General features: G+C 66.9%; 11 protein-coding genes. 5 read left to right on the top strand and 6 right to left on the bottom strand.

The features are described from left to right. Position 1: 1 nt before the first annotated feature. A complete protein-coding gene (locus ACNSN4_RS05400; RefSeq protein WP_418284758.1) occupies positions 2–1,069 on the bottom strand; it encodes a phytoene/squalene synthase family protein in 1,068 nt (355 codons plus the stop codon). A 177-nt stretch (positions 1,070–1,246) separates the two neighbouring features. Between ACNSN4_RS05400 and ACNSN4_RS05395 the strand changes: the two genes are divergently transcribed. Beyond that, on the top strand, positions 1,247–2,392 hold the full coding sequence (locus ACNSN4_RS05395; protein WP_418284757.1) for an acyl-CoA dehydrogenase: 1,146 nt from the start codon (positions 1,247–1,249) through the stop codon (positions 2,390–2,392). 39 nt (positions 2,393–2,431) lie between these two features. Here the strand turns inward: ACNSN4_RS05395 and ACNSN4_RS05390 are convergent, their stop codons facing one another. Together ACNSN4_RS05390 and ACNSN4_RS05385 are read right to left on the bottom strand one after the other, a co-directional pair. Then, positions 2,432–4,375, bottom strand: coding sequence for a PH domain-containing protein (locus ACNSN4_RS05390; protein ID WP_418284756.1), 1,944 nt, complete (start codon positions 4,373–4,375; stop codon positions 2,432–2,434). Continuing rightward, entirely contained in the window at positions 4,372–4,836 is a 465-nt protein-coding gene (locus ACNSN4_RS05385; RefSeq protein ID WP_418284755.1) for a PH domain-containing protein, read from the bottom strand. Before ACNSN4_RS05385 ends, ACNSN4_RS05390 begins: the two co-directional genes overlap by 4 nt. Before the next feature lie 184 nt (positions 4,837–5,020). Here ACNSN4_RS05385 and ACNSN4_RS05380 point away from each other — a divergent pair, with 184 nt between their 5' ends. After that, positions 5,021–6,340 carry a Glu/Leu/Phe/Val family dehydrogenase gene (locus ACNSN4_RS05380; protein WP_418284754.1) on the top strand — a complete coding sequence of 440 codons (1,320 nt, stop codon included), beginning with the start codon at positions 5,021–5,023 and terminating at the stop codon, positions 6,338–6,340. Between the two features lie 81 nt (positions 6,341–6,421). Here the strand turns inward: ACNSN4_RS05380 and ACNSN4_RS05375 are convergent, their stop codons facing one another. Together ACNSN4_RS05375 and ACNSN4_RS05370 are read right to left on the bottom strand one after the other, a co-directional pair. Continuing rightward, positions 6,422–7,120 carry a YqjF family protein gene (locus ACNSN4_RS05375; protein ID WP_418284753.1) on the bottom strand — a complete coding sequence of 233 codons (699 nt, stop codon included), beginning with the start codon at positions 7,118–7,120 and terminating at the stop codon, positions 6,422–6,424. A gap of 115 nt (positions 7,121–7,235) precedes the next feature. Continuing rightward, positions 7,236–8,159 (bottom strand): cation diffusion facilitator family transporter, encoded by a 924-nt coding sequence (locus tag ACNSN4_RS05370; protein ID WP_418284752.1) that lies wholly within the window; start codon positions 8,157–8,159, stop codon positions 7,236–7,238. 205 nt (positions 8,160–8,364) lie between these two features. Here ACNSN4_RS05370 and ACNSN4_RS05365 point away from each other — a divergent pair, with 205 nt between their 5' ends. Beyond that, positions 8,365–9,783: a DUF7289 family protein gene (locus tag ACNSN4_RS05365; RefSeq protein ID WP_418284751.1), complete on the top strand. Its 1,419-nt coding sequence runs from the start codon at positions 8,365–8,367 to the stop codon at positions 9,781–9,783. A 104-nt stretch (positions 9,784–9,887) separates the two neighbouring features. Beyond that, positions 9,888–10,598 carry an HD domain-containing protein gene (locus ACNSN4_RS05360; RefSeq protein ID WP_418284750.1) on the top strand — a complete coding sequence of 237 codons (711 nt, stop codon included), beginning with the start codon at positions 9,888–9,890 and terminating at the stop codon, positions 10,596–10,598. Positions 10,599–10,614: 16 nt separating this feature from the next. Here the strand turns inward: ACNSN4_RS05360 and ACNSN4_RS05355 are convergent, their stop codons facing one another. Beyond that, positions 10,615–11,292, bottom strand: coding sequence for a TetR/AcrR family transcriptional regulator (locus ACNSN4_RS05355; RefSeq protein WP_418284749.1), 678 nt, complete (start codon positions 11,290–11,292; stop codon positions 10,615–10,617). A gap of 172 nt (positions 11,293–11,464) precedes the next feature. On the opposite strand from ACNSN4_RS05355, the gene ACNSN4_RS05350 reads away from it, so the two are divergent. Further along, positions 11,465–13,165: a COG1361 S-layer family protein gene (locus ACNSN4_RS05350; RefSeq protein ID WP_418284748.1), complete on the top strand. Its 1,701-nt coding sequence runs from the start codon at positions 11,465–11,467 to the stop codon at positions 13,163–13,165. The last annotated feature ends 66 nt before the right edge of the window (positions 13,166–13,231 follow it).

The raw sequence follows: 13,231 nt of genomic DNA, 5'->3' as shown, positions 1-13,231 counted from the left end.
GTCAGTCGGCCGGCTCGACGGCTCGATGGTACGGCGTCCGCGCGATCGTCTGTCGAAGCTCCGCGAGGGAGTCGCGCCCGGCCTCACCGGCGACGGACATCACGGCGAACACCTCCTGCCGGGAGATCTTCACGCCGCTCTCTGTGAGGGCGTCCTCCGGCCGGGAGCTGAGCTCGCGGAGGGTGCCGACCGCGAGCAGATACGGAACGGTCCACGCTTCCAGCGTGTTCCCGTTCGAGAGCGGCATCGTCTCCAAGTAGGCCTGCGCGTCGTCGAGGAACGACCGTGCGTACTCCGCGGTCCGGCCGACGACGCGCGCCGACGACTCGCGGTTCTCGGGGTGGACGACGCGCTCCTGATCGACGCCTTCGTCCGCCAGCCACTCGGCGGGGAGATAGACGTTGTTCTCCTCGGTGTAGTCGTCGTACACGTCCTTCGAGACGTTCACGAGCTGGAGGAGGAGCCCGAACTCCTCGGCGGTGTCACGAAGGCGCTTCGCGCGGTCCTCCGATAGGTCGTCGCGGGTGAGCAGGTTCGTGATGAGGTTTCCGACGGTGCCGGCCGCGTAGTAACAGTACTGCTCCAGCTCGTCGCGGTCGTCGATGCGGAGGCCCCCCTCGGTGGCGTGCCGGTCGACGAACATCGCCATTCCGTCGACCATCTCCAAAACCGGAGGAACGATCGCCGCCTGCGCGTCGGCGTCGAGCTCTTCGAACGTCGCGGCGATCGTCGGCGCCTCCGCGACGACCTCCCAGTCGTCGTTGCGATCGGCGGGGGCGGGGAGCCACTCGTCGACCGACTCGCGGAACGCGAGGATGTCGGTTTCGTCGTCCGGGTCGATCGCGCGGCGGTAGGTGCGTAGGACGTCGCTCTGCGCCTCGGGAGGGATGTGTCCGGCGTCCTCGACGGTGTCCGCGACGCGACAGAGGAGGTAGCCGATGCAGATCTGTGAGGCCATCGGCTCTTCTAACACGTCGACCGTCAGCGCGAAGGTCCGAGAAACGCCCTGAACCGCCTCGTGACACCACTGGAGGTCGGATTCAACGGAGCCATATGTTCGTCCGCTCATTCGGTTACTCACTCTTACGTCACAACGCATAAAAAGCCTCGTGGAATGCTCGCGGATGATCGCCCGAGCGGGAGTCGCAAAAACTGCGAGACGCGACGGCTAGACCCGGTACAGCAACGATCGGCCCGTGAACAACCGTGTGGAAACCGATAAGTTCGCGTGCGGAAACGAGTGGACATGGACTTCACGCTCTCCGCAGAGCAGCGCCAGATCCGCGACATGGTCGCGGAGTTCGTCGACGAAGAGGTCGTACCGCGCGCCGCGGAAATCGACGAGACCGACGAGTTCCCGGCCGACTTGGTCGACGAGATGGCCGATCTCGGGCTCATGGGAATGCCCTTCCCGGACGAGTACGGCGGGGCGGGACTCGACTACCACAGCTACGCGATCGGACTCGCGGAGATCTCGCGCGGATCCGGAGGGCTCGGAACCGTCGTCGCCGCCCACACCTCGCTCGCGGGGAACATGCTGTACGCCTTCGGCGACGACGAGCAGAAAGAGCGGTACCTCACGCCGCTCAACACGGGTGAGGAGATCGGCGCGTTCGCCCTCTCTGAGGCGGAAGCCGGCTCTGACGTGCCCGCGATGACGACCACCGCCGATCGCGACGGCGACGGCTACCGGATCGACGGCGGGAAGCTGTGGATCTCGAACGGCTCAGTCGCCGACACGGTCACGCTGTTCGCGAAGACCGATCCCGAGGCGGGCCGCAAGGGGATCTCGTCGTTCGTCGTCCGCCCGGAGGAGGACGACGGGTTCATCGTCGAGGGGACGGAGGACAAGCTCGGTGACAAGGGCTGTCCGACCGCCGAGCTTCGCTTCGACGACATGTGGATCCCCGCGGAGCGACGACTCGGCGAGGAGGGCGAGGGCTTCGTGCAGGCGTTGAAAACGCTGAACGGCGGCCGAATCACTATCGCGGCGCGCTCGGTCGGGATCGCCAAGGCGGCGCTCGACGAGGCGACGGCGTACGCACAGGAGCGCGAGCAGTTCGACCGGCCTATCGCCGATTTCCAGGCGATCCAGCACAAGCTCGCCGATATGGACACGAAGATCCGGGCCGCGGAGCTGTTGATGCACGAGGCGGCCGATCTGAAGATGCGCGACGAGGACTTCATCAAGGAGGCGGCGCAGGCGAAGCTGTACGCCTCGGAGATATCGCGGGAGGTCGCCAACGAAGGGATCCAGATTCACGGGGGGTACGGCTACACGAAGGACTTCCCGGCCGAGCGATTCTACCGCGATGCGAAACTCTCGGAGATCTACGAGGGGACGAGTGAGGTCCTGCGGAACACGATCGCACAGCGGCTGCTCGCGGAGTGAGTGCGTGGTCGTCGCGAACGAGCAACGGAGCGTGAGCAGCTACGGTTCGGTCTGAGACGAACCGCCGTCGCGCTTGCCGTCGGAGTCGCGCTTGCTGCCACTGTTGCGGTTACCGTCGGAGTCGCGCTTGCTGTCACTGTTGCGGTTACCGTCGGAGTCGCTGTCGTCGTCGGTCCCGAAGCTACTGTCATCGTCGCTGTCGGTGTCGCTCTCGGCGCCAGCGAAGCCGCTGTCGGCGGCGGCGTCGCGATCCGGGACGTCCGCGTCCGAGGGGAACCGATCGACCGCGTACTCTCCGGTGTCGACGCGGTCGGCGGGCTCGGAGTAGTCCCGATCGCCCGAGGAGAAGTCCGGACGAACCACGCCGTCGTCCGGAATATCCGGCTCTACGACGCCCGTCGTCGGTGAATTCGACTCCCCAGCGTCGCGGTCTGCGGCCGCGCCGTCGGAATCGCGTGAGTCGTCCGGCGCGGCCGCGTCCACCTCGCCGTCGAACCACTCGAACGCGGATCGACGGTCCCGACGGTCTGCGACCGCCGACTGAAGCCGCTCTTGGAGCGTCGCACGGAGTTCGACCGCTTCCTCGACGTCGAAATCGACCGCCGCCGCGTCAGCACCGACGAGAGAGCTGGTCCCGGCGGTGTCGGCCACGATGGTCGCCACGTTCCACCGCCGCTGGAACACGGTTCGGCTGTCGATAACGTTCTGGATTCGGTAGTAGGGGACGACGGTCACCGTCCGACTCCAGAACCCGTTTCGGGTGAGGAGGTGATCCTCGCCGAGCCAGTAGCCGCGATGTTTCCACTTCAGGTGGGCCGCGAGCGGCACCGCGACGAGCAGCGCGAGCGGGCCGTACCACGGGAGGTCGGGCCCGACGACCCAGTCGACGGCGAACGCGATCCCGACCGACGCGGCGACGACGAGCGCGTAGCGGAACGCGTACCGCCAGCGGATCCGCTTCGGCGGTCGGTTGAACGTCGGCGATCCGAACGACTCTACCTCGTGGGCGAGCCGGTAGACGCGGTCCGTGGCCGCGATCGGAACGGCGGCTTGGCTCCCGTAGTTACCGCCCTGTCCCGGGGCGTACCCCGCGGTCTCGATAGAGAGGGTGGCGTAGCCGAGCGCTCGCTTCGCCGGGTTGTCGGTGATCGACAGCGTCTGTACTTTCTCCGTCGGGATCGATCCGCTGTACCGTCTGAACAGCCCCCGCTCGTATCGGAGCTCGTCGCCTGCTCGCAGGAGCCGGAATCCGTAGTAGTTCGAGAACGCGAGGGCGGCCCCGATGATCCAGGACACGAGGAAGAGCGCGCCCACGGCGACGAGCGCGGTCGCCGTGAGGAGGGCTGCCGAAGCGTCCGGCACGAAACTGGAGAGGACGGGGAACGACCCCGACCCGAGGAACGCGAGCAGGCCGATGAGTCGGCCGTCGAAGGAGAGCGCGCCGACAAGGGCGAGCTCGCTCGGCGTGATCGCGAACAGCTCTTCTTCGATCGGTCCCGGCGAATCGGATTCGGCATCCACGACCTCCCCGGCGACACCCGAGGACGTTCCGCCGGAGGAGGTCGACTTGCGGCGCTGTACCTCGCGTTGCAGCCGGGTCGCCTCCGTTGGGGTGACGAACCGGATCGACCCTTCGGTGCTGGAGCCGCCTGCGGTCTCCAGGTCGACGGCCGCGACGCCGAGCGCTCGCTGGATCACGCTTCGGCTCACGTCGACGTTCTGGATGCGGCGGTACGGAATCTCTCTCTCGCGGCGAGAGATAACGCCGGAGGAGATGTCGAGGGTGTCATCCGTGAGATCGTACTCGAACCGCCGGTAGTACGCCACCTCGTACGCGAGCGCGACGAGCAGCACCGCACCGGCGACGCCGACCGCGGCGAGGAACCCCCAGTTGTTGCTGTTGACGATAAAAAAGAGTATGACGACGATCCCCGCCACCTTCTGGAACGCTCGGTACGGGATCGACTGGGGAGCGAGCTTCACACCGCGTCCTCCCCGTCCGCGCGGATGGCCAGCCGTTTCAGCTCCTCGCGGAGGTCGCTCGCGCCCGTCGGCGTGAGTCCCGGTATCCGCACGTCGGCGCCGCGTGAGCCGGCGGTGTAGACGACACAGGAGGCCAGTCCGGCGCCGCGCTCAACCGGGCCGCGCCGGGAGTCGACGTGCTGGATCCGCACCAGCGGAACCGTCGTGCGTACCTGCGTGATAACGCCGCGGTCGAGGTACAGCGCGTCTTCGCGGATCTCGTAGCTCCACCGACGGTACCGGAGGATCGCGTGGACGATCCCGGCCACGAGGAAGACGGACGCAGCGACGATCGGTGCCCACTCGGGGAGGTATCCGAAGTAGAATCCGCCGACGAACGGCGCCGAGAGCAGGGCCGACACGATGGCCGCACGGAGGATCCACACGATCCTGACGCGGGGATGAAGCGACTGGGCCGTCATCGGTGGCCCCCCGTCGCACGCGCGAGTGTCATGGAACGACGTTGTCGACGCCGACGTATAAGTCCGGCCGAAGCGAGCGCAGCGAACCGTACCGACTGTATCGCACCGAGCGTATGGTTGAGACTCACTCACGATGGCGATATTTGCCGAAACCGATATCACCCTCGCTCGTGTCCGGTCGGACATGGCCGACGCTCCATTCGAGAATATGCTGGCACAGATGGACCGCGCGAAGGAGTACGCCGACGTGGACGACGGCATTTTCGAGCGACTCAAACATCCGGAGCGGACGCTAAAGGTCACGCTCCCGGTGGAGCTCGAATCCGGCGACGTCGAGGTGTTCGAAGGGTACCGATGCCAGTTCAACAGTGCTCGTGGCCCGTTTAAAGGCGGCGTGCGGTTCCACCCGAGCGTCACGCAGCGCGAGGTGGAGGCGCTTGCCGGTTGGATGACGTGGAAGACCGCGCTCGTCGACCTCCCGTACGGCGGAGCGAAAGGCGGCGTTATCTGCGAGCCGAAGGAGCTCACCGATCGCGACCTCGAACGGCTCACGCGCCGGTACACTGAGGGCATTCGACGGATGATCGGCCCGGAGACCGACGTCCCTGCCCCCGATATGAACACGAACCCGCAGACGATGGCGTGGATGATGGACACTTATTCCATGTACGAGGGTCACACCGTCCCGCAAGTGGTCACCGGAAAGCCGCTGGAGATCGGCGGCACCCCCGGTCGGGTCGAGGCCACCGGTCGCGGCGTCTCCATCGTCACCGGACGGCTCTTCGAGTACCTCGATCGAGACCTTACCGACGCCACCGTCGCGATTCAGGGCTTCGGGAACGTCGGGTCGAACGCGGCGAAGCTCCTCGACGAGGCGGGCGCCCGGATCGTCGCCACCTCCGACGTGACCGGCGCCGCCTACGACCCCGACGGACTCGACGTCGACGCGCTCGACGCGCACGTCGCCGCCGGCGGACTCATCGACGAGTACGTCGCTGGCACCCTCCGGGACGTTCCGACCGGGGACGGCGACCGCAACGACGACCGTGACCGCAGCCGGTGGGACGCGCCCGAGATGCTCTCGAACGACGAGCTGTTGACGCTGGACGTCGACGTGCTGATTCCCGCCGCCGTCGAGGGCGTGATCACCGAGGCGAACGTCCACGACCTCCGCGCGTCGGCGGTCGTCGAGGCCGCGAACGGTCCGACGACCGTCGCCGCCGACAAGGTGCTCAGCGGACGCGACGTGCAAGTCGTCCCTGATATCCTCGCGAACGCGGGCGGCGTCATCGTCTCGTATCTCGAGTGGGTCCAGAACGCTCAGGAGTTCTCGTGGCCGCTCGAAACGGTCAACGCCGAACTGGAGCGCCGCATCGGGACGGCGTTCGACCAGACCATCGAGCAGTACGACGAGAAAGACCTCCCCGACCTCCGGACGGCCGCGTACACCCTCGCGCTCGAACGCACCGCGAGCGCACACGAGTACCGCGGGTTGTTCCCGTGATCTGCGGGACGTTCCCGTGATCTGCGGGCTGTTCCCGTGATCTGAACTACACGCAGTCTCGGAACACAGGCGTCCGAACCGCTACACCCGCCGAATTCGGTCGGCACTCACGTCGATCGGCTCGGCGTACCTGACGAGCGGTTCTCCCTCGGGCCGGTCGAACCCGTTCGCCTCGAACAGCGTGTTCGTCCGGACCTCGGCGGTCGCCTCTCGCAGCCGCCACGGGTCGTGGGCGATCTCGCCCTTATAAAGCGCATCCCCCTCGGCGTAGAACCGGTAGTTCTCGACGAGGAACGCGTCGAGCGGTACCGATTCGGCGGTAAAAGGCTCACCTTCGGGCCTGTACGTCGCGTCGAACCGGGCGGACGGAACGCCGGAATGTGTTCGGCGGCTCGCGAACCGAACCGTGTCCTCGGCGCCAGCGGTCGGTTCGCGGGTCACGTCCATCGCGGCGCGGTAGTACGGCAGCGCGAACAGCCGCCGAGCGACGGCGACGCCGAGCCGGTCGTCCGCGTCGAGATTATAAAAATAGACGCCGGGTCCGGCGGGCCCCTCGACGTACGTCCGGAGGTTCAGTTCCGGAAACGAGAGCCCGAACGGGGCGCCGCGCGGGCGGATGTCGTCCATAACGAAAGCGACGACACCGAGATATGCGTCGCCGTCGTGGGTCGCCACGGAGAGACGGTCCGGGAGCGTCTCGGCGACGACCGCCGGATCGACCGGCCAGTGAAGGAACAGCCCGTCGCGCCACGTCATCTCCAGCCAACGGCGTCGGAGCATACGATTCGTACGCTCGTGAGCAGCAAAACTCGCACGGCCGCGGTGGTCTTCGCGACCGTCGTCTCTCGATCGAAGGGGGTCCTCCGCCCGACGCCGAGCCGGGGTCAGCAGCTCCTCAGCCACCGAACTCCGTCCGATCGTCGGCGTCTTTCCACTCGCCGAGGCCGGACGGATCGAGGTGAACGTGGACGTCGCCGACATCGTCGAGCGCGCGGAGGCTCATAATGAGCTCTGTCTCGAGGTCGTGAGCCTCTCGCAGCGTCATGCTTCCGTCGACTTCGACGTGAACCTCTACTTCGAGGTCGGTGCCGTCGTAGTACACCGTGAGGTCGTGAATCCCCTCGACGGCGGGATGCTCGCGGAGCGCCGCTGTCACGCGCTTCCGGTCCCCGGGCGGCGGCGCCGCTCCGACGAGGTACGTGACGTTCTCGCGGCCGATTTCGACGCCTTGGTACATGACGAGGAGACTGACGAGCCCCCCGGCGACGGGGTCGAGCACGGGGAATCCGAGAAGCACGCCGAACACGCCGACCAGCGCCGCGACGGTGGTATAAATGTCGTTGAGACAGTCCGTCGCGAGCGCAGAGAGGGCGGTCGAGCCCAGCCGCGCGTTCACTCGCTCGGTGTACCAGTAGAGGAGGTACATGTCCGCCATCGCGAACAGCAACGCCCCGACGAGGATCGGACTCGCCGCGACGTCGTGCGGGCCGAGCAGGCTAACGACGGACTCGCGGAACAGGAGGAGGCCCAAGAGGAAGATCGTCGCGCCGACGAAGAGCGCCGTCAGCGGCTCGATCCGTTGGTGGCCGTGCGGGTGACTCTCGTCGGCGGCGTCGTAGCGCGACCCGCCCCAGACCAAGACGACCGCGCTTGCGACGAGGTCGGCGACGGAGTGGGCCGCGTCCGCCAGCAGCGCGACGCTGCCGAACGCCAGTCCGGCCGCACCCTCCACGAGGATCTTCGCCGCGTTGCCGGCGACGTTCACCCCCGCGGCACGCTGGAACCGCCCCTTTTTACTGTCACCCCACGGGCGCCACATGTGTTCGGGTCGTTGAGCCGCCCGCTTAAGAACCTCGTCGTTGTCGGCTCGAGAGGTGTCGTCCCGAGAGATCGGATCGGCGGACGGCGTCGTCGGATCGGCGGACGACGTCCTCGGATCGGTGACGTTTTCGACGGTCTCTGACCGTATCAAAACTGATGTCCAGCGGTCGAGGTTTAAATACGGTGACGGCGTAGCCGCCCGTATGAAGAGCCGCGAGCGCGCGCAAAGCGAGGTGATCGGGGTCGTGCTTCTGTTGGCGATCACGATCGCGGCCGTCACCGTCACGGTGGCGACCGGAAGCGCCGCGCTCGGACTCGTGACCGACGACGCTCGCTCGTCGAGCGTCGAGAACGGGATGTCACAGCTCAGCTCCCAGTCGAGCCTCGTCGCGCTCGGCGAGACGAACGCTCGCCGATTCGACCTCGGATCGGTCGACGGCGGACAGCTCACGCTCGACGAGGACGCGGGACGCGTTGCGGTGTGGATCGAACGAGGTGGCGGGGATGTCGAGACCGTCTACAACGGAACTATCGGAACGATGGAGTACGAAGGCCAACGGCGCGACATCGCGATGCAGGGCGGCGGCGTCTGGGCCATGCAAAACGATCGGGGACGGATGATCTCGCCGCCGGAGTACCACTACCGCGGGAGCACGCTCACCTTCCCGGTGGTGAAGCTGACGGGTGACGAGCGCTCGCCGTCGGGGAGCGCCGGGGTCGTTCGTCGGGGCGAGGGGAACGCGACCGCCGTCAACGCGACGAATAACCCCCTCCAGAACGGGACGGTCGTCGTCGAGGTGCAGAGCAAGTACTACGAGGGGTGGTACGACTTCTTCTCCCAGCGCGCCGAGGGCGAGGTGACGAAGGACGACGCGAACCGGACCACGACGGCCCGGCTAGTCGTACCTCAAGAGATTCCCCTCGACAAGGCGCTCTCGACCGGGATGGGGTCGGACAGCTTCAGCGGGAACAGCGAGGTCGACGATCGCAATTACACCACGGGCAACACCCATCCCTCGCCCGCGTCGATCATCGATAGCCAGCTGGCGACCGCCGAGAGCAACGGCACCGACGTCTCCAACTGCCTCAACAAAACGTGCACCGCTGGCACGTACTACGCGGGCGGCGATGTCACCATCACCAACGACACGTACTTCGACACGAGCGGCGGCAACATCACCGTCGCCATCGACGGCGACCTCGACGTGGGCGGTCACGACCTGCAGATCAACGACGAGACGACGAATAACGGGGTGAAGTACTACATCGCCGGCGATCTGAAGTTTCAGAACCCGACGATCGGAACCACGTCGCCCGCTATCGAGGCGAGCCGCACGCAGTTCTACGTGAACGGCGACGTTGCCGCCCAGTCGTCGGGCGGCGGTAACGCCCGGATCGACGCGATCATCTACGCGCCGAACGCCGACTTCGAGACGAACGGGAACGTGGCGATCCGCGGCACCGTCGTCTTCAACGAGATCGACGTGGGCGGTAACGTCGACATTCAGAGCGACCCCGATCTCGTCGATCTCACGCTCCGGATCACCGGTGGCCCCGGACAGAACCCGATCACCTATCTTCACGTGAGCGAGAATGTCGTCGAACTGGACTTTGACCGGTGAAGACGTGACTTTTCCACGTCCTGAGAAGTGGATATCCCCGTCGTAACGACTAAGAACGAAACGCTCCTCGGTTACGGTAATGAATTACGAGTTTTTCGCCCGAGGTGGTCCCCGTGGGCGTCGAGATTAAAGAAACGGAGGTGAGCGACGAGGACTTCGAGGAGATGAAAGGGTTTGTGAGAGATTACCTCGCAGCCAGCGTCGAGAGCGAAGAGGACGGCGGTCGGATGCGCTGGTACCCGTGGCACTCCTCGAAATATCGGTTTAACCACATCCTTAACGTCGTGGATCTCGCGACCGAGATCGCCGAGGCCGAGGGCGCCGACGTAGACGTGGTCCGTGTGGCCGCGCTGTTCCACGACGTCGCCAAGCTGGAGGCCGAACAGGACATCCACGCCGAAGCCGGCGCGCGGGTCGCCCGGGAGTACCTCAAGAGCCGGGGGAACTACCCCGAGTCGTTCATCGAGGAGGTCTGCGGGGCGGTCGTCGACCACTCGTACACGGGCGACCTCGACAACGTGCCCCTAGAGAGCCGATGTCTGATCGAGGCCGACGTGCTGGACAAGGTGGGCGCGAACGGCGCCGTGCTGATGCTGCTGCGGATGGGGTACGAGTCGCGGACGCACATGGACGCCGCGAAGATGGTCGATCGGGTGCTCCAGCGAGCGCGCGACCACACCGACCGCGTCGTCTCCGACAGGGCGGAGAGCATCGCTCACCAGCGCATCAAGCGAGTGAAGTGGCTGCGCGAGTGGCTCGAAGAGGAGGTCACGCGAATGGAGGTCGACGGCGACACCGACGACGACGGCCGCTAATCCGGGTTATCCGCCGTTACTCCGAGTTGTCCACCGCTACTCGTGGGAGCGTCGCGTCCACGTAGCGGTCGATCCCCGCCCGCGTCGGGCCGACCCAGGCGCGGTCGGTCGTCGTCGCCCACCGGAGCATCCCGCCCGTCGCGAGCGTCTGGAGCGTCGCGGCGACTTCCTCGGGATCCACCGGGTCGAGGTCCTCGGGCCCTCGGAGCGTCTGTTCACCACGACCGTCGTTCCCGGCAACGTCGGCGGCCGCCTCGCGGACCGCGGTTTCGAGAAACGCACCGAATACGCGGTCGCTGTGATCGAAGTGCTCGCGGTACGCTTCGTCCGAGGCCGCCTGCGCCCGGAGCTCGACGATGGCCCTGATGAACTCGGCGTCGGGTGTGCACGCGTCGGCGGCGGAGTCCGGATCCAGCGTGGCGGAAACGTATGCGTCGATCCGACCCCGCGGCGACAGGTCAAACTCGTCCGCTCCGACTGAGGCCTCGAACCCGTCGAGGAGGAAGCCGAGGAGGTCGACCAGCAGCTCGTCTTTCCCGTCGTAGTGGTGATAGACGAGCGACGGGCTCTTGTCGAACGCCTCGCCGATCCGGCTTATCGTGAGGTCGGCGTACCCGTGGTCACAGAGCGCGCGGAACGCCGCCCCGAGGATCGCCTGCCGGGTGTCGACTGGCTCCGCGAACGGGTCCTGCATACCCCCGCTATCGCGGCCGCGTATATAGCACTCCTGATTGAACGTTCATTCAACACGCTTATGCCACGAGCGTCCGACCCGACCGTATGACTCGACCCGACGCGTTCGGACGCCCGGAAACCGGTCACGGCGTCGTTGCGCTCGACGGATCCCCGATCGGAGGACCGAGGAGATGAGCCGCTCGATCCGATGGGGTCGATCGCTCTCGCTAGCTCTCGCTGTCGTCGCCGCCGCCGCGTTCGTCGCCGGTGCCGGACTCGCCGGAGTCGCCGCTCCGGCCAGCGCCGACACGGCCGACGGCAGCCACACCGCAATCGCACCCTCCGGTCTCGGTGGCGACACCCTCGCACAGGCGAACGGAAGCGGACAGATACGGGGGTCGCCCGACCTCGACGTGTACCTCTCACAGGCGACGCTCCCGAGTGGCGGCGAATCGTCCATCACCGTCGACATCCTCAACACCGGAGAGATGGACATGGGCAACGATCTCGATCCCCGCGTGACGACCGCCCGTAGCCTCCGTCTCGAGGCCGACGCCGACGGGACGCCGCTCGAAGTGACGACCGGCGAAGTCGCCGTCGGCGACGTGCCGACCGGGGCGCCGACCTCCGTCCCGCTCAGCGTGACGGTTCCGGACGATATCGCGGACGGGGAGTACGATATCGAAGTGACGACGCGGTACCGCTACACCCGTACCATCGTTCCGGATCAGAACAACCACTACGACTCACCGAGGACGGAGCGCTTCGACGTGACGGTCGTCGTCGACGACGGCGCGCGCTTCGCGATCCTCGACACCGAGACCGACGCGCAGGTCGGCGGAGACGGCGACCTGCGTGTGACGATGCAGAACGTGGGCGAGGAGACCGCCCGCGACGCGGTCGTCACCGGGAGCACGACGGGGAGCGCGGCCGTAATCGGCGGCGACGGGAGCGCCGAGTCGTTCGTCGGCGACTGGGACCCCGGCGAGAACCGGACCGTGACGTTCGACTCGTCGGTCACGTCCGCGTTCGGGGGCGGCGCGTACGCGTTCGTCTCCACCGTCGACTACCGCGACAGCGACGGGATCGAGTCGACGTCGCCCTCGTCACGGGCCGGTGTCGTGCCGCTCTCCGAGCAGTCGTTCGCGCTCGACGACGTCGAGGGGACCCTTGAGGTCGGCTACTCGGGGACCGTCACCGGGACCATCACCAACGAGGGGCCAGCCGACGTCGACGACGCGGTGCTCGTCGCGGACCCGGGGAGCGACCGAGTGAGCCTCGGCGAAAGCCGATACGCGCTGCCCGAGATCCCGGCCGGGGAGTCCGCGACGTTCGCGTTCGACGCGGACGTGAACGGAAACGCCGACCCCGGCCCCCGCCAGTTCCGCTTCACCACGGAGTACACGAGCGGCGACGCGACGATCGCGTCGTCCGAGACCCGACGCGTCGAGGTCGCTCCGCGACAGCCCGAGTTCGACATCGTCACCGACGACCCGACGGTCCCGGCCGGTGAGACCCGGCGGATCACGGTCGAGATCACGAACCAACGACCCGAGACGCTCTCGTCGATCAACGCGGCGCTGTACGCCGACAGCCCGCTGTCGGCCGTCAACGACGAGGCGTTCGTCGCCGAGCTCGCGCCCGGCGAGTCGACCGAGATCTGGTTCGAGGTCGCGGCCGCGTCCGGCGCGAGCGCCGAAACGCACCCGATCGAGCTCGACTTCCGGTACGACGACGAGCGCGGCAACGACCGGATCTCCGACGTGACACAGCTCCCGGTAGAAGTGACGGAACCGACCGACGACGGTGGCCTCCCGTTCGGGACCATCGCTGTCGCGGTGCTCGTCGTCGTCGCCGGCGCGGGCGCCGTCGTGTGGTACCGGCGGCGGTAGTCGAATGCGCGATCAGTCATCCGGACGGCGATCGTTCGATCGGCAATCGTCCGATCGGCAATCGTC

The sequence above is a fragment of the Halorubrum marinum genome, assembly GCF_048381195.1.
Lineage (GTDB): Archaea > Halobacteriota > Halobacteria > Halobacteriales > Haloferacaceae > Halorubrum.
The sequence above is the reverse complement of the archived record's forward strand: the minus strand, read 5'-3'. Positions and strand labels throughout refer to the sequence as shown.

Bases quoted from the DNA above. Each gene is read 5' to 3' on its own strand.
- ACNSN4_RS05400 (WP_418284758.1), bottom strand. From the start codon at position 1,069: ATGAGCGGACGAACATATGGCTCCGTTGAATCCGACCTCCAGTGGTGT.
- ACNSN4_RS05395 (WP_418284757.1), top strand. From the start codon at position 1,247: ATGGACTTCACGCTCTCCGCAGAGCAGCGCCAGATCCGCGACATGGTC.
- ACNSN4_RS05385 (WP_418284755.1), bottom strand. From the start codon at position 4,836: ATGACGGCCCAGTCGCTTCATCCCCGCGTCAGGATCGTGTGGATCCTC.
- ACNSN4_RS05380 (WP_418284754.1), top strand. From the start codon at position 5,021: ATGGCCGACGCTCCATTCGAGAATATGCTGGCACAGATGGACCGCGCG.
- ACNSN4_RS05375 (WP_418284753.1), bottom strand. From the start codon at position 7,120: ATGCTCCGACGCCGTTGGCTGGAGATGACGTGGCGCGACGGGCTGTTC.
- ACNSN4_RS05370 (WP_418284752.1), bottom strand. From the start codon at position 8,159: ATGTGGCGCCCGTGGGGTGACAGTAAAAAGGGGCGGTTCCAGCGTGCC.
- ACNSN4_RS05365 (WP_418284751.1), top strand. From the start codon at position 8,365: ATGAAGAGCCGCGAGCGCGCGCAAAGCGAGGTGATCGGGGTCGTGCTT.
- ACNSN4_RS05355 (WP_418284749.1), bottom strand. From the start codon at position 11,292: ATGCAGGACCCGTTCGCGGAGCCAGTCGACACCCGGCAGGCGATCCTC.
- ACNSN4_RS05350 (WP_418284748.1), top strand. From the start codon at position 11,465: ATGAGCCGCTCGATCCGATGGGGTCGATCGCTCTCGCTAGCTCTCGCT.